Raw genomic sequence first — 20,710 nt, forward strand, 5'->3', positions numbered from 1 at the left:
CCAGTCCGCTCCGACACGCCACCGACACCGGACCGACAACCTCCGACAGCCTCCGACAGACGACCGACACCCACCCGTGGGACAGCCTCTCGCGAGCGCGGGCTAGCGTGCGGCAATGAGCGACGACTCCCTCACCGGCCGGACTGTCCGCCTGATCCCACTGTCTGTCGACCACGCCGAGGCACTCTTTCCCTCCGCCTCGGACCCCGAGGTGTGGCGGTGGATGCCCAGGCCTCGTCCCGCGTCCCACATGGAGATGCGGGCGATGCTCGGGCAGATGCTGGAGGATCCGGCGCGGCAGTGCTTCGCCGTCCAGCGCCTGGACGACGAAGCGGTGATCGGCTCGACGAGCCTGTACGAGCTCGACCTGGTTCAGGGCCGCGCCGAGATCGGTGCGACGTGGTTCGACCGCTCCTGCTGGGGCGGCCCCTACAACGCCGAGTCCAAGCTCCTGCTCTTCGGCCACGCGTTCGACGCCCTCGGCCTCACCAGAGTCGCCTTGCGTACGGACAACCTCAACGAGCGGTCGCAGAAGGCCCTGACCCAGCTTGGTCTCGTCCACGAGGGGACGCTGCGCAGCCACATGGTGCGCCAGGACGGCACGCGCCGCGACTCGCTCTACTACAGCGTGCTCGCGGACGAGTGGCCGACGGTTCGCGATCACCTGCTCGCCAGGATCGCGGCCAAGAACCGCCCTGTCACAGGGCGTTGAGCCCTCGTGGTTCGCGGAGAAGCCGTATTTCCGCGCAGGCGGCCTTGGTTACGGCTCAGACTGCGGGCATGGACAACCACGAGGCCGACGAGGCCAACATCTACGACCTGTTACTCATCGGCGGCGGCTCGGGCGTCGGCAAGAGCACCGTCGGCTGGGAAGTGTCCGCGCTGCTGCGGGACGCCGGGACCGCGCACTGTCTGATCGAGGGGGACGGCATGGACCAGATCCATCCCGCGCCCGACGGAGACCCGCACCGTACGGCGATCACCGAGCGGAACCTCGCCGCGGTGTGGGCGAACTACGCGGCGCTCGGACAGCGCCGGCTGATCTACACCAACACCGTGAGCATCCTCGAGGCGCCGATGATCGGGCGGGCCATGGGCGGAGACGAGGTCAGGGTCACCTGCGTGCTGCTGACCGCCGACGAGGCCACCGTCCGGCAACGGCTCGCCGTGCGGGAGACCGGGTCGCAGCTCGGCCCTCACATCGAGCGGAGTCTGCGCATGGGGCGGCGGCTGGCCGAGGAGGCTCCCGTCGGCACGGTGCGGGTGCCGACGGACGGGCGGGCGGTGCCGGACATCGCGGCGCAGGTGGTCCGGCTCACCGCCTGGTGAGGCAGAGGCAGAGGCATCGGCTAGAGCGGTCGTACGAAAGCCGCTCGCCACTCCGGCGACGGGTCCGAGCCCAGCTCCGTCCAGTACTCCCGGCCGCCGGTGATCCGCCCGTCACGGACCGTCCAGAGCGAGACGACCCGGTGGACGCCCATCGTGTCGTGCGGGACCTCCACCTCGGAGACCACGGTCTCACCGTCACCGTCACCGTCACCGTCACCGTCGCCGCCGTCCGCCACGATGCGTATGACGTGGATCGACCAGCCCTCGGGATACTCCGCGTTGACGCTCACGAAGTCCGCGCGGCCCACGATCCGCTCGGCGCTGGCCGGCCACTCCACCACCAGGTCCTCGGCGAGCAGCGCGCCCAGGCCCTTCCAGTCCCGGGCCTGCATGCGGGCCCAGAACTCCCGCACGATCGCCGCGGGTTCCAAGCGCTTCATGGGTTCCGTGGGTTCCGTAGGTTCCATGAGTGCATCCTGGCAGGGGCCACTGACAGTCCGGTCCCGGTTCAGAGCGCCTTCAGGCCCTCCGCCGTGGCCCGTGCCAGCGATCCCAGGTACCCCTTCGGCAGCTTCGGGCTGCGGATGACCACCGAGCGCCAGTACAGCGGGCCCGAGATCAGGTCGAGGGCCAGGTCGGTGTCGAGGGCGGGGCTCAGCTCGCCACGTTCCGCGGCCGCCGCGAGGATCCTGCTGGCAACGCCGTCCTGACCCTCCCGCAGGGTCTTCTGAAGCGCCTCGGCGATGTCGGGATTGCGGGCCGCCTCCGCCTGGAGGTCGGGGATGACCTGCGAGGCCACCGGGTGGCGCAGGGCGCGCGACGTCACTTCGTACAGCAGCCGCAGGTCGCCCTCCAGGGAGCCGGTGTCGGGCGCGGGCAGCCCCTGCACGGCGAGGGCCGAGACCACGTCCAGGACCAGGTGCAGCTTGGAGCGCCAGCGCCGGTAGACGGCGGTCTTGCCGACGCCCGCCCGGCGCGCGATGCCCTCGATGGACATCCGCGCGTATCCGACCCCCGCGAGTTCCTCGAAGACCGCCGCCCGGATGGCCTCCGTCACGTCCTCGCGGAGCACTGCCGCCCCGGCGGGGGCCCGGCGGCGCGGGCGCGGCGGCGGCTCGTCGGAGGCGGCGGCGTTGGTCGTCATGCGAGTCAAGCATAGGGCGTAACGACGAAACGGTTGCGTTCCGGCGTCGCGACGGCCTACGCTCACGTTACGACGATACGGTCCCGTCCCGACGTAAGTGAACCCGCAGGGTCACTCAGGTGAACGACGGGCGTCACCCTGTCGTCTCGTCCTCCCGCCCTCTCGCCCTCCCTCCCCCGAGCGAAAGCACCGGATGTGAGCCAGGTCCTCGACACACCGCCCCCGACGCAGGCTTCGGCCCCGGACGCCCCCACCGCCGGCCACGACCTCGCGGCCCTCGCCGCCCGCCACGGTCTGACGGTCAGCGGCGCCCGCCCCTCCCTGCCCCAGTACGTCCGTCAACTGTGGGCGCGCCGGCACTTCATCGGCGCCTTCTCCACCGCCAAGCTCACCGCCCAGTACAGCCAGGCCAAGCTGGGCCAGGTCTGGCAGGTGATGACGCCCCTGCTCAACGCGGCGGTGTACTACTTCATCTTCGGCATGCTGATGAACACCAGCCGCGGCGTGGAGGACTTCGTCCCGTTCCTGGTCACCGGCGTGTTCGTGTGGACGTTCACGCAGAGCTCGATCATGGCGGGCACCCGGGCCATCTCCGGGAACCTCGGGCTCGTCCGCGCCCTGCACTTCCCGCGGGCGGCGCTGCCGGTCTCCTTCTGTCTCCAGCAACTCCAGCAGTTGATCTTCTCGATGGCGGCGCTTGTCGTGATCCTGCTCGCCTTCGGCGTGCCGCCTTCTCCCTCGTGGATGCTGGCGGTCCCCGCGCTGGTGCTCCAGTTCGTGTTCAACGCGGGCGTCGCGATGATCATGGCCCGGGTGGGCTCCAAGATCCCCGACATGGCCCAACTGATGCCGTTCCTGCTGCGCACCTGGATGTACGGCTCGGGCGTCATGTTCAGCATCCACCACATGACCGGCCCGGACAGCGGCCTGCCGTCCTGGGTCGGCACCGTCCTCCAGCTCAACCCCGCCGTCGTCTACATCGACCTGATGCGGTTCGCGCTGATCGACACCTTCGGCGGGAGCCAGCTACCGCCCCATGTGTGGGCGCTCGCGGTGGGCTGGGCACTGGTCGCCGGGATCGGCGGCTTCATCTACTTCTGGAAGGCCGAGGAGACCTACGGTCGTGGCTGACAACAACAGCACTGGCAAGCAGACGGGCCGGCAGACGGACGAGCGTGTACCCACCGTCGTCGTCGACGGCGTGGACATCGTCTACCGGGTCAACGGCACCGGCGCCGGCCGCGGCTCCGCGACCGCCGCCCTCAACCGCATCCTGCGCCGCGAGAAGAGCGAGAAGGCGTCGGGCGTGCGCCGGGTGCACGCCGTGAAGAACGTGTCCTTCGTGGCGTACCGGGGCGAGGCCATCGGCCTGATAGGCACCAACGGCTCGGGCAAGTCGACGCTGCTCAAGGCGGTCGCCGGCCTGCTCCCGGTGGAGAACGGCCGCATCTACACCGACGGCCAGCCCTCCCTCCTCGGCGTCAACGCGGCCCTGATGAGCGACCTCACCGGTGAGCGCAACGTGTACCTCGGCGGCCTGGCGATGGGCATGTCCCGCGCGCAGATCAGGGACCGGTACCAGGAAATCGTCGACTTCTCGGGGATCAACGACAAGGGCGACTTCATCACCCTGCCGATGCGCACGTACTCCTCCGGCATGGCCGCCCGCCTGCGCTTCTCCATCGCCGCCGCCAAGGACCACGACGTCCTCCTCGTCGACGAGGCCCTGGCCACCGGCGACCGTTCCTTCCAGAAGCGCTCCGAGCAACGCATCCGCGAGCTGCGGGGGCACGCCGGCACGGTGTTCCTGGTCAGCCACAGCAACAAGTCCATCCGCGACACCTGCGAGCGGGTGCTGTGGCTGGAGCGCGGTGAGCTGCGGATGGACGGGCCGACGGAGGAGGTCCTGAAGGAGTACGAGAGGTTCACCGGCGGCCCGGACAAGGCGGCGAAACCCAAGGCCCCGCCCAAAGCATCACCCAAAGCATCACCCAAGGCCCCGCCCAAGACCGAGCCCGCGCCCAAGGCACAGGCGGCCATCTGAGCGCCCCCTCCCCCGGGAGGCGCACTCACAATTAACCCTTTTGCCCGATTAGTGTCACGATGACCGAATAGCCAGCGACCCACAGGAGTGCCCCGGGAGCGACGAAGGCGAAGGAGTCCCCGCCATGTCCGAGACCCCCGACCTCAGCGTCGTGGTCCACGGCCGCAACGTCCAGGACCTGCTGCCCCCGCTCCTCGACTCCCTCGACGCCCACCCCCTCACCGGCGTCGAGGTGATCGTCGCCGCCGTCGGGGACTGGGCGCGGGAGACGGCCGAGCGGCACACCCCCGCGTTCACCGTGCTGCCCCTTCCGGACGGGGCCGGTGACGCCGCGGCCCGCTCTGCGGGGGCGGCCCGGGCGAGGGGCCGGTGGCTGCACTTCGTCCACGCCAAGGACGGGCTGCCCCCCGGCGCCCCGCACACCGTCGCCCAGCACGCCGCCGGCCTCCCGGACACGGTGGACGTCCTGCTGTTCGACCACGTACGCGGTTCCTGGCGGGTCTCCGGGCTGCCCTCCCCCGACGGCCCCCGCCTCGCGCGCGCGGGCCGCGCCGAGGAGGGCCTCGCCCTCGACGACCGCGCGGCGCTGCTCCGCCTGACCCCGCTGCTCGGCAACCGCGTCGTGCGCGCCGGCTTCTGGCAAGCGCACGAGCGCCTGCTCACCACCGAGGACGAGCCGTTCGCCGCGTACGCAGCCCTGCTGCTCGCCGACCGCGTCGCCTGCCTGCCCCACCCCGCGTACGAGGACCACCGGCTGCGCCCCGAGAGCCTCCCGCCGCCCACGCCGGCACAGCGGTACGCGCTGGTCGACCGCTACGAGACGCTCCTGTGCCTCGCCGCCGACCGGCCGCCCGTACGCGCCGTCCTGTACGACCTGATGGTCCGCGACTGCCTGCGCACCTTCGCCCGCGCCGGGATGCCGGACGACGTGGCGCGGGAGTTCTTCCGCCGGGCGTCCGTGACCGCGCAGCGCCACCGCCCCGAAGGACACCGTCGCCCGGCCGGCCTCGAGGGCGTACGCCGGTCGCTGCTGGAGGAGGGCGCCTACACCGAGTACCGCGCGCTCCAGGCCGCCAACCACGCCCGCCGCGGGGTGCGGTCGGCCGTGCGCACCGGCAGACGCCGGGCCGGGACGCGGCTGCGCGCCCTCCAGTACCGCGGGGCCCTGGCCCGTCCGGTCGACCCGCACCTCGCCGTCTTCTCGGCGTACTGGAACCGCGGAGTGGCCTGCAACCCGGCCGCGATCGCCGCCGAGCTCGCCGAACTCGCCCCGAGCGTCCACCCGGTGTGGGTGGTCACCGCCGCGAACGCGGCCCTGCTGCCGCCGGGCACCGACCACGTCGTCCCGGGCACCCGCCGCTACTGGGAGGTGCTGGCGCGCGCCAAGTACCTCGTCAACAACGTCAACTTCCCGGACGCGGTGGTCAAACGCCCCGGCACCGTCCATCTCCAGACGCACCACGGCACCCCGCTCAAGCGCATGGGTGTGGACCAGTTGCCGTTCCCGGCCGCCGCGCACGGTCTGAACTTCCAGGCCCTGCTGGAACGCGTCGACAAGTGGGACTACAGCGTCTCCGCCAACGGCCACACCACCCGCATGTGGCAGCGCGCCTACCCGTCCCGCCACATCTCCCTCGACCACGGCTATCCGCGCAACGACGTCTACTACACCGCCGGCGCCGCCGAGGTCCGCGCGGTCCGCGAGCGGCTCGGCATCGCGCCCGGCCGCAGGGCGATCCTCTACGCGCCCACCCACCGCGACTACGAGGCCGGCTGGACCCCGCGTCTGGACCTGGCGGCCCTCGCCGACCAGCTCGGCGAGGAAACGGTACTGCTGGTCCGTGCGCACTACTTCTACGAGAGCGCGTCCGCCCCTTCCACCCCGTTCTCCCCGTCCGCCCCCTCCTCCACGTCCGCCCCTTCCTCCACGTCCGCCCCTCCCTCCCCGTCCGCCGCCCTGGCGGGCCTGCGCCGCACCGGTCGCCTCGTCGACGTCTCCTCCTACGAGCCCGTCGAGGAGCTGTGCCTGGCCGCCGACGCACTGGTCACCGACTACTCGTCGATCATGTTCGACTACGCCAACCTCGACCGCCCGATCGTCATCCACGCCGACGACTGGGAGACGTACCGCACCACCCGCGGCGTCTACTTCGACCTGATGGCCGAAGCCCCGGGACCGGTCGCCCGCACCCAGGCGGAACTCACGGAGATCCTCACCACCGACGCCTGGCGCGACGCACGCGCGGCGAAGGCACGGACCGCCTTCCGGCGCCGGTTCTGCGAGTACGACGACGGCCGCGCCGCCGAACGCGTCGTACGCCGGGTCTTCCTCGGCGAGGACGAGCGGACCCTGCCCCCGGTCCTGCCGATCGAGGACCGCACCCCGGCGCCGAGCCCCGAGGAGGCCACCGCGTCATGAGGACAGCCACCACGAGCCCGGCCACGGCCACGCTCCCGCCCTTGAGCATCCCGGACGTCACCGTCACGGTCATCGTCTACAACGACGCCGAGCGCCTCCCCCGCGCGGTCGCCTCCGTGCTGCGCCAGACCCACGCGAACATCGAGGTCGTCATCAGCGACGACCACTCGACCGACGCGACCGAGGAGGTGGCCCGCGAACTGGCCGCCCATGACCCGCGCATCGTGTACCTGAGACTGCCCGAGAACAGCGGCGGGTGCAGCGCCCCGCGCAACCGCGCCCTGGATATCGCGCGGGCGCCCTACCTGATGTTCCTGGACAGCGACGACGAACTGCCCGAACGCGCCGTCGAGGTCCTGCTCGCCGCCCACCGCGAACGCGACCTGGACTTCGCGATGGGCGCCGTGCACCGCGTCCGCGTGGACGGCGGACGCCGTACGACCTGGATGCCGCACCTGGTCGCCGAGCGCCGCGCCCTGGACGGCATCGAGGCCGACCCGCGCCTGTTCTTCGAGCACCTCTCCACCAGCAAGATGTACGCCCGCGGCTTCCTCGACCGGCACGGCCTGCGCTTCCCCGAGGGCATCCACTACGAGGACCAGCTCTTCTCGGCGCAGGCGTACTGCCTGGCCAAGACGTTCACCGTCGTCCCGGAGCCGGTCTACCGCTGGTACATCGCGCCGTACGCGGCCTCCGAGACCGCCTCCATCTCCAACCAGCGGCACAAGCTCACCAACGTCCGCGACCGCGTCCACGTGCAGCGCCTCATCGACGCGTTCCTGGCCGGGAGCGGGCACGAGGCGCTGCGCGAGGACAAGGACTTCAAGTTCCTCAAGCACGACTTCCGGATGTACGCCGGTGACCTCCCCTACCGGGACGACGCGTGGCTGGCGTCCTTCGCGGACCTGGTGAACCCCTACCTCGACACGCTCGCCGAGGGCGCCTACGCCCGGCTGCCCCGCTCCGAACGGGTCGTCCTGCGACTGCTGCGTGACCGGCGCCTCGCCGACGTCCGCACGGCCGCCCGGGGCCTCGGCCACGACGTGGCACCGCGCCGGGTGACGCCGGACGGGGAAAGCGGCCGCGTGTACTGGGGCGAGGGTGTGCCCCGGTCCCCCGAGGCCCGTCGCGAGCTGGACCTGACGGACCTGGAACTGGACACCCGGCCGTTCTTCACCGCCCTGCTCCGGCACGAGATCACGGAGGTCACACGCGGCCCCGGTGCGTCGGTCGACCTCACCGTCCGCACCTACGACCCGGCCCTGCGCCTCCCCGTCGGCCCCCAGCGCGCGGTACTCCACCTCTCCCCCGGCCGGCGGCGGCTCACGGTGCCCTTCCGCCTCTCGCCCGTCGGCCCCGGCCTCTTCGAGGGCCGCGTCCGCCTGGACCTGGCGGCGGCCCGCCTTCCCCTCCAGGGCTTCGAGGGGGTACGCCATCCCGTACTCCGCCTGCGCCACCAGGGCCGGACCCACACCGGCATCCTCCTGGCGCCCCTGTCCTTCCCACCCCTCACGGCCCGCGTCCCCTACCGCGCCGGCCTCACCCCGCACCGGGTCACGCTGCGCCCGGAGGGCCACAACCCGGGCCGCCTCCAGATCCACTGGCGGCCGACGGGCACCACGTCGTCCCTGATCCGCCCGGCGATACGCCGCCTGTCCACCCCCCGAACACGCAGAGCGTCCCGCTTGGCAGCCAACATCCTTCACTGACCCAGCGGGTAACCCGGACACAAAGGCGCCCCGGGCCGCACCGGCCCGGGGCGCCTCACACGGCTACGCCGTCACCCGTGCGTGCGCAGCAGCGTCCGCATCGTCCGCATCGCCACCGACAGGTTGGACAGGTCGAACGCGTCCGAGCTGCGGATCTCCTCCAGCGTGGTGCGGGCCCGGCCGAGGATCGCGGCGTTCTTCTGCTCCCACGCCTTGAACCGCTGCTCGGGCGTCGACCTGCCGTTGCCCGCCGCCAGGACGTCGGCGGTGAGCGACGCGTGCGCCGCGTACAGGTCCTCGCGGATCGCCGCGCGGGCCATGGACTGCCAGCGGTCGGTGCGGGGCAGGTCGCTGATGCGGTCCTTCAACTGGGTGACGCCGAGCCGGTCGGCAACGTCGTAGTACACCTCGGCGACGTCCAGCGGCTCCTTGCCCATGCGGTCGGCCACCGACACGATGTCCAGCGTCGCGAAGGCCGAGGAGAACCCGGCCACCCGCGTGGCCGGCTCGTCCGGGACTCCGGCGGCGGTCAGCTCGTCGTAGATGTGCTGGTACCACTCCGCGTCCGCGCCGCGCAGCAGCTTCGGCAACTGCGACCAGACCTGCTCGACCCGCTCGGCGAAGAACTCCACCGTCTCGGCCAGCTCCAGCGGCTGCGGCCGGTTGTTGAGCAGCCAGCGCGTGCCGCGCTCGACCAGCCGGCGCGAGTGCAGCCGGATACGGGTCTGCACCGCGGCGTCGACCTTGGTGTCCAGGGCCTCGACCGCGTCCCACACCACGGAGGAACGGAAGATCGCCCGGGCCACGGTCTGCGCCCGCACGATCTCCTCAAGCGACGCGCCGGTCTCCTCGCGCATCCGGTGCAGATACGTCGTACCGCCCGTGTTGACCGTGTCGTTGACCAGGACGGTCGTCGTGATCTCGCGGCGCAGCGGGTGACCGTCGACCTGCTCCAGGAACTCCTCGCGCAGCGCCGTGGGGAAGTACGCGTGCAGCAGGCCCTTGAGGTACGGGTCGTCGGGCAGCGAGGTGTGCAGCAGCTCCTCGGCGACCGTGATCTTCGTGTACGCCAGCAGCACGGCCGTCTCCGGTCCGGTCAGGCCGTGTCCGGTGCCGAGCCGCTCGCGGATCTGGCGGTCGGTGGGCAGGAACTCCAGGGCCCGGTTGAGGTGGCCCTCCCTGACCAGGTGCCGCATGAAGCGCTGCTGGGCGTTCATCATGTCCTTGGACTGGGCCAGCGCGTTGGCGATCGCCGTGTTCTGCGCGTAGTTGTTGCGCAGGACCAGCGCGCCGACCTCGTCGGTCATCCGGGCGAGCAGCTTGTTGCGCTGCTTGACGGTCATGTCGCCGTCCTTGACGAGACCGTTGAGCAGGATCTTGATGTTCACCTCGTGGTCGGAGGTGTCCACGCCCGCGCTGTTGTCGATGGCGTCGGTGTTGAGCCTGCCGCCCTGGAGCGCGAACTCGATCCGGCCGAGCTGGGTCAGGCCCAGGTTGCCGCCCTCGCCTACGACCTGGACCCGCAGGGCCTTGCCGTCGACGCGGATGGCGTCGTTGGCCTTGTCGCCGACGTCGGCGTTGGACTCGGTGGACGCCTTGACGTACGTACCGATGCCGCCGTTCCACAGCAGGTCGACCGGGGAGCTGAGGATCGCCTTCATCAGCTCGGCCGGGGTCATCTTGGTGACGCCCGACTCGATGCCGAGGGCCTCGCGGATGTGCGCGTTGACCGGGATCGACTTGGCCGTGCGCGGGAAGATGCCGCCGCCCGCCGAGAGCAGCTCGGTGTTGTAGTCCTCCCACGAGGAGCGCGGCAGCTCGAACAGCCGGCGGCGTTCGGCGTACGAGCTGGCCGCGTCCGGGACCGGGTCGACGAAGATGTGCCGGTGGTCGAAGGCGGCGACCAGGCGGATGTGCTCGCTGAGCAGCATGCCGTTGCCGAAGACGTCACCGGACATGTCGCCGACGCCGACGACGGTGAAGTCCTGGGTCTGGGTGTCCACGCCCAGCTCCCGGAAGTGCCGCTTGACGGACTCCCAGGCGCCGCGGGCGGTGATGCCCATGCCCTTGTGGTCGTAGCCCGCGCTGCCGCCGGAGGCGAAGGCGTCGCCGAGCCAGAAGTTGTAGGACTCGGCGACCTCGTTGGCGATGTCCGAGAACTTCGCGGTGCCCTTGTCGGCGGCGACGACGAGGTAGGTGTCGTCCTCGTCGTGCCGGACGACGTCCGCGGGGTGCACGACCTCGCCGGCCACCATGTTGTCGGTGATGTCGAGCAGCGCCGAGATGAACGTCTTGTAGCTGGCGATGCCCTCCGCCAGCCACGCGTCGCGGTCGACGCCCGGGTCGGGCAGTTGCTTGGCGACGAAGCCGCCCTTGGCGCCCACCGGCACGATGACGGTGTTCTTCACCATCTGCGCCTTGACCAGGCCGAGGATCTCGGTGCGGAAGTCCTCCCGGCGGTCCGACCAGCGCAGACCACCGCGCGCGACCTTGCCGAAGCGCAGGTGCACGCCCTCGACGCGCGGCGAGTACACCCAGATCTCGAACGCGGGGCGCGGCGCGGGCAGGTCGGGGATGGCCTGCGGGTCGAACTTCATGGAGACGTAGTCGTGCGGCGCGCCGCCGGTCGCCTCCTGGAAGAAGTTGGTCCGCAGCGTCGCCTTGATGACGGTGAGGAAGGACCGCAGGATCCGGTCCTCGTCGAGGCTCGCGACCTGGTCGAGGGCGGCGTCGACCTCTTCGAGCAGGGCGTCGACGATCTCGCGGCCGGCGCGCTGCCGCTCCGGCGCCATCCGGGCCTCGAACAGGTTGATGAGCAGGCGCGTGGTGTGGACGTTGTTGCGGAGGGTGTCCTCCATGTAGTCCTGGCTGAACGTGGAGCCGGCCTGCCGCAGGTACTTGGCGTACGCGCGCAGCACCATGGCCTCGCGCCAGGTCAGACCGGCGCTGAGCACGAGGGAGTTGAAGCCGTCGTTCTCCGCCTTGCCGGTCCAGGTGGCGGCGAAGGCGTCCTGGACGCGCTCGCGGGCGTCGTCGCCGAGGTAGTCGGCGCCGCCGGCCACCGCCTTGGGCATGCGCAGGCCGAAGTCGTAGATCCAGGCCGTCGTGCGGTCCACGCAGCGCAGCTCGTAGGGCCGCTCGTCGGTGACCTCGACGCCGAGTCGGCTGAGCACCGGCAGCACGGCCGACAGGGAGACCTGGCCGCCCTTCTGGTAGATCTTGAAACGCCGTTCCTCGGGGGCGGCGCCGACCGGCTCGTACAGGCTCAGCGCGAAGGTCTTCTTCTCGTCGAGCCGCTCCAGGTGACCGAGGTCGGCGACCGCGGAGCGCGGACCGTGGTCGGCCTTGTAGCCCTCGGGGAAGGCGCCGCCGTAGTGGCGCAGCAGTTCCGCGGCGCGTTCCTCGCCGACCTCGGCGGTCAGCGCCTCGCCGAATCCGTCGGCCCAGGAGCGGGCGGCCTCGACGAGGCGGGCCTCGATGCGCTCCTTGTCGGCGTCGGACAACTGCGGCAGCTCGGTGCCCTGCGGGACGCGGACCACGAAGTGCAGACGGGACAGGATCGACTCGGTGTTCCAGGCGGTGAAGTCGACGCTGATGCCGCCGAGCTCCTCCTTGAGGATGTCGATGATCCGCAGCCGGACACCGGTGGTGTAGCGGTCGCGGGGGAGGTAGACGAGAGCCGAGTAGTAGCGGCCGTACTCGTCCTGGCGCAGGTAGAGGCGCAGACGGCGCCGCTCCTGGAGGTAGAGCACGGAGGTGACGATCGGCTCCAGCTCCTCGACCGGCATCTGGAACATCTCGTCGCGCGGGTACGTCTCCAGGATCTGGAGCAGGTCCCGTCCGTCGTGGCTGTTGGGTGAGAAACCGGCCCGCGCCAGCACCTCCTCCACCTTGCGCCGCACGACCGGCACCCTGCGGACGGACTCGGTGTAGGCGGCGGAGGAGAACAGGCCGAGGAAGCGCCGCTCGCCGACGACGTTGCCGTTCTCGTCGAACTTCTTGACGCCGACGTAGTCGAGGTACGACGGCCGGTGCACGGTGGCCCGGCTGTTCGCCTTGGTCAGCACCAGCAGCCGGTGCTCGCGGGCCTTGGCCCGGGCGTCGGCGGGGAGCCGCTCGAAGGAGGGGCTGACGGGGTGGCTCTCGTCGGTCGCGTGGTGCGGGTCGGAGCGCAGGATGCCGAGGCCGGTGCCCGCGACGGCGGCGAGGGAGTCGTCCTCGCGCAGCTCGTACTCGCGGTAGCCGAGGAAGGTGAAGTGGTCGTCGGCCAGCCAGCGCAGCAGCTCGCCGGCCTCCTCCAGCTCCCGCGCGGGGAGGTCCTGGGGGGTGGCCTCGGTCGCCAGCCGCTCCGCGATGCGGACGGCCGCGTCCCGCATCTTGCCCCAGTCCTCGACTGTCTCGCGGACGTCGTTCAGGACGCGCAGCAGGTCGGCGGTGATCTGCTTCAGGTCACCGCGGTCGGTCTCGCGGTCGATCTCGACGTGGATCCAGGACTCGACGTGCGCGTCGTGCGGGAGGTCGGCGGCGGGCGGGCCGGTGAGCACCTCGACGAGCTTGCCGGCGATGTCGCGCCGCACCACGATCTGCGGGTGGACGACGACGTGGATGCCGCGGCCCTGGCGGGTCAGCTCGTTGGTCACGGAGTCGACGAGGAAAGGCATGTCGTCGGTGACCACCTCGACGACGGAGTGGCTGCACGTCCAGCCGTTCTCCTCGACCGTCGGGGTGTGCACCCGGACGTTCGCCGTGCCCTGCGGGCGGTTCTCGGCGAGCCGGTAGTGCGAGACGGCGGCTCCGAAGACGTCCACCGGGTCGCGGTCGGCAAGGTCCTCCGGGGCGGTGTGCCGGTAGTAGCGCTGGAGGAACGCGAACACGGACGCGTAGTCCGGGGAGCCGTCCGGAGCGTCCGGGGTGCCGTCCGGGGAGTCCGGGGTGCCCGGAGTTCCCTCGCCCGTCGTCCCGGTCGGTAGGTGCCCCCCGACCGGGCTGTTCTCAGCTACCCGCGCGGCCCTTTCGAGCAGCTCGGCCCTGGCTTCGTCCAGCTTGGTCTGCATTGTCCTCTGACTCCTGTCGCGCGCCGTTGCGTGACGTAGAAGGAAGTACGGTCTCCTGCCTTCCGGCATGACGTCGGGACACGGGATGTCCGGTCTGCTCCGACGCTATGCCGCAAGGTGAGAAGAGCGGGGGCATATCAGCCAATGTCGCCGCTTCCGCCGGGTGTGACATCGCTCTCGCCGTCACCGTCCGGGGAGTGCGCGGCGCCGTACCGGGGGCCTTGGATGCCCCGTCCCGCCCGCGAGGATCAGCGACCGCCGCCCGGACACGGATGTGGTCCGTGTGTGCCGGGCGCAGGGCAGGGGCAACAGTGCCCCCGCGAACTATCGCGCTGATCACGCCACAAGGCTATCGCCCCGCACGGGCCCCCCGTCACGGGCCGCATGTGTACAAAACCGGGCCCACAACTTGGACGTTCCGCACAGCTTCGACCCGCACAGCTACGTTCCGCACAGCTTCGACCGGCACAGCTACGACCCGCGCAGCTACGACCCGGCCGAGGGGCACGGCCCGCGGCGCCGTCACGCCGCGAGTCCCTCCGCCACCTTCACGGCCTCCCCCAACGTGTCCACCACCGGCACCCCGACCTCCTCGAGGCTGGCCCGGCCGTGCGACCCCCCGGTGTACAGCACCGCTCCCGCTCCGACGTGCCGCGCGGCGACCGCGTCGTCGGCGGCGTCCCCGATCACCACGGTCCGAGCGGGCTCCACCCCGGCCAGTGCCAGCTCCGCGAGATGCCGCACCATGTGCTCGGCCTTGCTGCCGCCGGACGGCCCCGTCCGCCCGTCGACGCGTATGAAGTGCGCCTCGATCCCGAGCCCTTTGACCAGCGGCACCAGCTCGTCATGGCCGTACAAGCTGAGGATCGACTGGCTGCGTCCCGCCGAGCGCCACCCGGTGAGCAGCTCCGTCGCGCCCTCGGCGAGCCGGCACCGGCCCCGCTGCTCGGTGTAGTGGCGCTGGAAGGTCGCGTCCATGACCTCCCACTCGGCGTCGGTGGGCAGCCGCCCCATCAGCCGCTCGTAGAACTTCGGCACCGGCACGCAGTACAGCGCCCGGTACTGCTCCAGCGTGATCGGCGTCATCCCCAGCTCGGCGAACGCCGCGTTCGTCGCGCCGATGATCGCGTCGTTGTCGTGGAACAGCGTGCCGTTCCAGTCCCACACGATGTGTGCGCCCGTCTGCATCCCCATGCCCGAAAACGTACCCGCCGCCACTGACAATCAAGGCGCCGCGGTGTCACCGACCGGGTCCCACCAGGCCGGGGATCTCCTGCGTCGCGTACCACAGCAGCTCGTGGTCCTCCGCGCCGTCCACGACGAACCGGGCGTCGTCGTCCCCGCCGTCCGCCGCCGCGAGGGCCTCGGCCGCGGCCGTCACGTCCGCCTCCGCATCGGCCGCGTCGACGTGCACCGAGGCCGCCTCGGCCAGCGGCAGGGGCCCGGCGAGGCGCACCTCGCCCGGCGCCGCCGGATCGGCCCCCCGGTCCGGGTCGGCCGCGACGGCGCCGTCGGGTACGTCGGCGGCGACCACGACCCGGCGCCGCGCCGCGCCGGAGTCGGCCGCGAGCAGCCTCAGCGAGGCCAGCGCGGCCCGGTTCAGGGCGGCATACTCCAGCTCCTCGATGTCGTCCGAGAGGTACCACTCGCGCAGCGCGGGCGTGACGGCATGGGCGACTAGCGGCCCGGTCCCCAGCTCTCCCGTCCGGTGCGCCTCGGCGAGGCCGGACAGGGTCAGGGGGACGTAGACGCGCATGAGTCTGCCGCTTTCTTGGTCGGGGACGCCGCCGGAGCGCTCGGCGGCGTCCGGGGCGGGAGAGCCTTCAGGATACGTGCGGGTGTCCCCTTTCGAGTCCCCACCCGGGGCGCCCGACACGTCCACTCCGGGCCCGGAATTCACCCGGCCCACCCTCTCCATCCCGGGCTCTCCCACCGCCCCGGTCACTCTGATAGGTGAACATCCCGACCCCCGCGACCCGGCCGCCGGCCTCCTTGCCTCACGGCCCCCGCTACCCGTACAAGATCCCCGACCGCAAAGTTACTGTCCGGTATCACCCGGGCCGACGAACGGGGACTCCCATGCACAAGGTCATGACCAGGACCCAGCTCCGCCCACCCCTCCACACACCGAACGACCCACTCACCCCGCCCCCGCCCGGCGAACCCGGCGGCGCCCTGTCCCGCACGCCCGGCGGCGACCCGTCCCACGAACCCGGCCGTGTACCGCCCCGCACCCCCGGCGGCGAACCCGGCCGTGTACCGCCCCGCACCCCCGGCGGCGAACCCGCCGACGCCCCGCTCCCCATGCCCGGCGGCGGCCCGGTGCCGCGCCCGTACGGGCTCGTTCCGATGGCTACCGACCCCGCCGACGTCCCGCCCCGCGAGCCCGGCGGTGTGCCGCCCCGCAGGCCGGGCGCACGTGGGGCGCGTGCCGCGGCGCCCGGTGGGCGTCCGCCGGGCTCCCCCGGCCGGTCCCGGCGGGCCCGTACGCGACCGGCGGACACCCGTCCGCCCACGGCCGGTCCGGGCCGGGGCACCGGGACGGGACCGGTCACGTCGGCGGGCACCTCCCTCACGGCCCTCACCCCGGGCCCCTCCGCGGTCTTCGCCCCGGCGCCCGCCGCCAACGACACCGCGAACCCCGCCACGAACCCCGCCACGGCCCCCACCGCGCGCCCGACCGCACCGGCGGTCCCTCGGCCCGCCAGGCCCGCCGCGGCGCCTCTCGTCCCCGCCCAGACCCCTCGCCGCCCCGTCCCGCAGTTGCGCCCCACCGACCGCTTCGCCGAGCTACTCCTCGGCGTGCTCAGTGGCCGGCGTCCCGTCCACTCGATGCTCCGCCACACCGTCGGCCGCGCCTACGACGACCTGGCCCACCTCGCCGAACGCGGCCCCCTGCGCACCCGCGGCGCCCTCCCCGTCGTCCGCGACATCGGCTATTTCGAGCCCCGTCCGGGCGCCCTCGAGGTCTTCGCCCGCATCGGTGCGGGCGACCGGCTGCGCGCCATGGCCTTCCGTCTGGAGCAGGGCCGGGACCTGCGCTGGCGCTGCACGGCGGTGGAACTGGGCGGCCCCCGCAGGCCGCACGCGGACGACGACTGAACCCGACGGCGAAGGGCCGGTCACCCGCGGGTGACCGGCCCTTCCCACCGCTACGGCGCCCGCAGGCACCGCACCGTCACTTCTTGCGGCGCCGTCCGCCCTTGGCCTGCTTGCGGCGCTCCGCGCGCGTGAGCCCGTCGGACCCGTCGGACTGGGCCTGCCCGGACTCGCCGTCGGTGAATTCGCCCTCGACGACACCGCCCTCGCCGTCCACGGTCGGCGCGGAGAAGTGCAGGTCCCGGCGCTGCGGAGCGTCGAGTCCCTTGGCGCGGATCTCCGGACGGGCGCCCGCCTGGGCGGGGACCGCGTCCTGCGCGCCCTTGTCGAGCGACGGCGCCGTGTCCTCGACCGGAACCTCCTCGACCTGCTGCTCGACCTGGACCTCCAGGTTGAACAGGTAGCCGACGGACTCCTCCTTGATGCCCTCCATCATGGCCTGGAACATGTCGAAGCCCTCACGCTGGTACTCGACCAGCGGGTCCTTCTGCGCCATCGCGCGCAGGCCGATGCCCTCCTGGAGGTAGTCCATCTCGTAGAGGTGCTCGCGCCACTTGCGGTCCAGGACCGAGAGGACGACCCGGCGCTCCAGCTCGCGCATGATCTCCGAGCCGAGCTGCGTCTCCCGCGCCTCGTACTGCTCCTGGACGTCGTCCTTGATGGACTCCGCGATGTAGTCGGCGGTCAGCCCGGCGCGGTCGCCGGCCGCCTCCTCCAGCTCCTCGACGGTGACCTTCACCGGGTAGAGCTGCTTGAAGGCACCCCACAGCCGGTCGAGGTCCCAGTCCTCCGGGAAGCCCTCGGCGGTCTCGGCCTGCACGTACGCGTCGATCGTGTCGTTCGTGAAGTGCTGGATCTGCTCCTGCAGGTCCTCGCCCTCCAGAACGCGGCGGCGCTCCCCGTAGATGACCTCGCGCTGGCGGTTGAGGACCTCGTCGTACTTCAGGACGTTCTTACGCGTCTCGAAGTTCTGCGTCTCGACCTGCGACTGGGCGGAGGCGATGGCGCGCGTGACCATCTTGTTCTCGATCGGCACGTCGTCGGGGACGTTGGCCATCGACATCACGCGCTCGACCATCTGGGCCTTGAACAGCCGCATCAGGTCGTCGCCCAGGGAGAGGTAGAAACGGGACTCGCCGGGGTCGCCCTGGCGGCCGGAACGACCGCGGAGCTGGTTGTCGATGCGCCGCGACTCGTGCCGCTCGGTGCCCAGGACGTAGAGGCCGCCGAGGTCCGTGACCTCTTCGAACTCCGCCTTGACCGCCTGCTCGGCGCGCTCCAGCGCGGCGGGCAGGGCCGCGGCCCACTCCTCGATGTGCTCCTCGGGGTCGAGGCCGCGCTGGCGCAGCTCCGCCTCGGCGAGGTCCTCGGGGCTGCCGCCGAGCTTGATGTCCGTACCGCGGCCGGCCATGTTCGTGGCCACCGTGACGGAGCCCTTGCGGCCCGCCTGGGCGACGATCGTCGCCTCCCGGTCGTGCTGCTTGGCGTTCAGCACCTCGTGCTGGACGCCGCGCTTGCTGAGCTGCTGCGAGAGGTACTCGGACTTCTCGACCGAGGTGGTGCCGACGAGGATCGGCTGGCCCTTGCGGTGCTTCTCCTCGATGTCGTCGACGACCGCCTCGAACTTCGCGACCTCGGTGCGGTAGATCAGGTCCGACTGGTCGTCGCGGATCATCGGCCGGTTGGTCGGGATGGGCACCACACCGAGCTTGTAGATCTGGTGGAACTCGGCTGCCTCGGTCATCGCCGTACCGGTCATGCCGGACAGGCCGGGCTGTTCCTTGTCGTTGTGGTCGTGGCGCTTGTAGAGGCGGAAGAAGTTCTGGAGGGTGATCGTGGCGAGGGTCTGGTTCTCGTCCTTGATGTCCACCCCTTCCTTCGCCTCGATCGCCTGGTGCATGCCCTCGTTGTAGCGGCGGCCGGCGAGGATACGGCCGGTGTGCTCGTCGACGATCATGACCTCGCCGTCGATGACGACGTAGTCCTTGTCCTTCTTGAAGAGTTCCTTGGCCTTGATGGCGTTGTTCAGGTACCCGACGAGGGGGGTGTTCACCGACTCGTAGAGGTTGTCGATGCCCAGCCAGTCCTCGACCTTGGCGACGCCCGGCTCGTGGATGGCGACGGTGCGCTTCTTCTCGTCGACCTCGTAGTCGCCGGTCTCCTCGATGCCCTTGAGGGTGTTGCCTGCCTCGCCCTTCTTCAGGCGGGTGACCAGCTTGGCGAAGTCGCCGTACCACTTGGTGGCCTGGTCGGCCGGGCCGGAGATGATCAGCGGTGTACGGGCCTCGTCCACGAGGATGGAGTCGACCTCGTCGACGATGGCGAAGTTGTGGCCGCGCTGGACGAGTTCGTCCTTGGACCACGCCATGTTGTCGCGCAGGTAGTCGAAGCCGAACTCGTTGTTCGTGCCGTAGGTGATGTCGCAGCCGTACATCTCGCGGCGCTGGGCCGGCGTCTGGTTGGCGAGGATGCAGCCGACGGACAGGCCGAGGAACTTGTGGACGCGGCCCATCGTCTCGGCGTCGCGCTCGGCCAGGTAGTCGTTGACCGTGACGATGTGCACGCCCTCGCCGGACAGGGCGTTGAGATAGGCGGGCAGCGTACTGACGAGGGTCTTGCCCTCACCGGTCTTCATCTCGGCCACGTAGCCCATGTGCAGGGCCGCGCCGCCCGACACCTGCACGTCGTAGTGCCGCTGGCCCAGGACGCGCTTGGCGGCCTCCCGGACGGTGGCGAAGGCTTCGGGCAGCAGGTCGTCCAGGCTCTCACCGTCGGCGTAGCGCTGCTTGTACTCATCGGTGAGGGCCCTCAGCTCGGCGTCGGAGAGGTCAGCGAAGTCCTCTTCGATGGAGTTGACCTGGTCCGCGATGCGGTGCAGCTTGCGCAGGATCTTGCCTTCGCCTGCACGCATGATCTTCGAGAGGACGGACACGGGGCTTGGTCTCCTTGCCGGTCGGGCCTGGGACGGTCGGTTTCCTGTGACGGACTGAGCAACGGCCATCGTATGCGAGGACCCCGCCGCCCCGGGAGGCCTGCCGCAACGGGGACCGTCCACTCCTTACATCCAGCTTCCCTGTCTGCTGTCATCGGGTTCAACGTCCGGGCCCCGCGGATGGTGCCGCGCCCTCCGGCGAATTGCACGAAAAGTGACCGCTTGTTCACGCATGGCAAAAAGATGGCGTTGGCCACGGGGCACCGCGCAGAATCGGCCGATGGAACCCGTCACGCTCACCACCGACCGTCTGGTCCTGCGCACGGTCGGCCCCCAGGACACCGAGGCCGTGTACGCCGCCGCGCGGGACCCCGACATCCAGCGCTGGACGACGATCCCCTCGCCCTACCTCCCGGAGCACGCCCGGGGCTTCACCGAGCAGATGGTCCCGGACGGCTGGGCCAACGACTCGATGTTCACCTTCGGCCTCTTCCTCCCCGCCGGGGACCTGGTGGGCATGCTCGGCGTCACGATGATCTCCCTGGGCGCCGGCGAGATCGGGTTCTGGGGCACCAAGGAGCACCGCGGCCGGGGGTACGTCACGGAGGCCGCCGTCGCCGCCTCCCGCTGGTCCTTCGCCGAGCGGGCGATCGACCGCGTGGAGTGGCGCGCCGAGGTCGGCAACACGGCCTCCCGCGCGGTGGCCCAACGGGCGGGCTTCACCATGGAGGGCACGTTGCGCTCCGCGATCAACAACAAGGGCGTGCGCCGCGACTGCTGGATCGGCTCCCTCCTCCCCTCGGACCTCTCCCTGCCGTCCACGGCCCCGTACCTGCCGGCCCCCCGGCCCTAGGGGGCGGCAGCCGCAGCCGCGGCCCGGGTCCACTGATGCTCCTATTGCTGTCAAGCGGTCTGGATCCAGTCGCGGTAGGCGTGGGCCAGATCGTCGTCGCGGGTGAGCCCTCGTTCGAGTCTGGAGA

Annotated in this window: 14 protein-coding genes; 8 read left to right on the forward strand and 6 right to left on the reverse strand. The window is 71.3% G+C overall.

Going from position 1 to position 20,710, the window contains the following annotated elements:
* Positions 1 to 115: 115 nt before the first annotated feature.
* A complete protein-coding gene (locus tag KUM40_RS17460) occupies positions 116 to 712 on the forward strand; it encodes a GNAT family N-acetyltransferase (protein ID WP_217166909.1) in 597 nt (198 codons plus the stop codon).
* A 68-nt stretch (positions 713 to 780) separates the two neighbouring features.
* Positions 781 to 1,329: a hypothetical protein gene (locus KUM40_RS17465; protein WP_217166910.1), complete on the forward strand. Its 549-nt coding sequence runs from the start codon at positions 781 to 783 to the stop codon at positions 1,327 to 1,329.
* Between the two features lie 20 nt (positions 1,330 to 1,349).
* Here KUM40_RS17465 and KUM40_RS17470 read toward each other — a convergent pair whose 3' ends face one another.
* Together KUM40_RS17470 and KUM40_RS17475 are read right to left on the reverse strand one after the other, a co-directional pair.
* Complete coding sequence (locus tag KUM40_RS17470) at positions 1,350 to 1,769, reverse strand: nuclear transport factor 2 family protein (RefSeq protein ID WP_308401175.1); 420 nt, start codon at positions 1,767 to 1,769, stop codon at positions 1,350 to 1,352.
* 68 nt (positions 1,770 to 1,837) lie between these two features.
* Positions 1,838 to 2,473, reverse strand: a complete 636-nt coding sequence (locus KUM40_RS17475) for a TetR/AcrR family transcriptional regulator (RefSeq protein ID WP_217166911.1) — start codon at positions 2,471 to 2,473, stop codon at positions 1,838 to 1,840.
* A gap of 195 nt (positions 2,474 to 2,668) precedes the next feature.
* Here KUM40_RS17475 and KUM40_RS17480 point away from each other — a divergent pair, with 195 nt between their 5' ends.
* The 4 genes from KUM40_RS17480 (at position 2,669) to KUM40_RS17495 (ending at position 8,645) form a co-directional block, all read left to right on the forward strand.
* The gene (locus KUM40_RS17480; RefSeq protein ID WP_217166912.1) at positions 2,669 to 3,604 is read left to right on the forward strand and encodes an ABC transporter permease; all 936 of its coding nucleotides are present in this window, start codon (positions 2,669 to 2,671) and stop codon (positions 3,602 to 3,604) included.
* The gene (locus KUM40_RS17485) at positions 3,597 to 4,517 is read left to right on the forward strand and encodes an ABC transporter ATP-binding protein (RefSeq protein ID WP_217166913.1); all 921 of its coding nucleotides are present in this window, start codon (positions 3,597 to 3,599) and stop codon (positions 4,515 to 4,517) included. The genes KUM40_RS17480 and KUM40_RS17485 overlap by 8 nt, the downstream gene beginning before the upstream one ends.
* A gap of 124 nt (positions 4,518 to 4,641) precedes the next feature.
* Complete coding sequence (locus KUM40_RS17490; RefSeq protein WP_217166914.1) at positions 4,642 to 6,936, forward strand: CDP-glycerol glycerophosphotransferase family protein; 2,295 nt, start codon at positions 4,642 to 4,644, stop codon at positions 6,934 to 6,936.
* On the forward strand, positions 6,933 to 8,645 hold the full coding sequence (locus KUM40_RS17495) for a glycosyltransferase family 2 protein (protein ID WP_217166915.1): 1,713 nt from the start codon (positions 6,933 to 6,935) through the stop codon (positions 8,643 to 8,645). Before KUM40_RS17490 ends, KUM40_RS17495 begins: the two co-directional genes overlap by 4 nt.
* A gap of 71 nt (positions 8,646 to 8,716) precedes the next feature.
* On the opposite strand, the gene KUM40_RS17500 is transcribed toward KUM40_RS17495, so the two are convergent.
* From KUM40_RS17500 to KUM40_RS17510, 3 genes are all read right to left on the reverse strand, one after another.
* Positions 8,717 to 13,699 (reverse strand): NAD-glutamate dehydrogenase, encoded by a 4,983-nt coding sequence (locus KUM40_RS17500; RefSeq protein WP_217166916.1) that lies wholly within the window; start codon positions 13,697 to 13,699, stop codon positions 8,717 to 8,719.
* A gap of 522 nt (positions 13,700 to 14,221) precedes the next feature.
* Positions 14,222 to 14,893: an HAD family hydrolase gene (locus KUM40_RS17505; protein WP_217166917.1), complete on the reverse strand. Its 672-nt coding sequence runs from the start codon at positions 14,891 to 14,893 to the stop codon at positions 14,222 to 14,224.
* 46 nt (positions 14,894 to 14,939) lie between these two features.
* A complete protein-coding gene (locus tag KUM40_RS17510; RefSeq protein ID WP_217166918.1) occupies positions 14,940 to 15,455 on the reverse strand; it encodes a hypothetical protein in 516 nt (171 codons plus the stop codon).
* Between the two features lie 335 nt (positions 15,456 to 15,790).
* On the opposite strand from KUM40_RS17510, the gene KUM40_RS17515 reads away from it, so the two are divergent.
* Positions 15,791 to 16,801, forward strand: coding sequence for an Rv3235 family protein (locus KUM40_RS17515; protein WP_308401176.1), 1,011 nt, complete (start codon positions 15,791 to 15,793; stop codon positions 16,799 to 16,801).
* 76 nt (positions 16,802 to 16,877) lie between these two features.
* On the opposite strand, the gene secA is transcribed toward KUM40_RS17515, so the two are convergent.
* Positions 16,878 to 19,730, reverse strand: coding sequence for a preprotein translocase subunit SecA (gene secA / locus KUM40_RS17520; RefSeq protein WP_217166920.1), 2,853 nt, complete (start codon positions 19,728 to 19,730; stop codon positions 16,878 to 16,880).
* A gap of 280 nt (positions 19,731 to 20,010) precedes the next feature.
* On the opposite strand from secA, the gene KUM40_RS17525 reads away from it, so the two are divergent.
* A complete protein-coding gene (locus tag KUM40_RS17525) occupies positions 20,011 to 20,583 on the forward strand; it encodes a GNAT family N-acetyltransferase (protein ID WP_217166921.1) in 573 nt (190 codons plus the stop codon).
* Positions 20,584 to 20,710 lie beyond the last annotated feature (127 nt).

The organism is Streptomyces sp. AC512_CC834 (assembly GCF_019049325.1).
GTDB lineage: Bacteria > Actinomycetota > Actinomycetes > Streptomycetales > Streptomycetaceae > Streptomyces.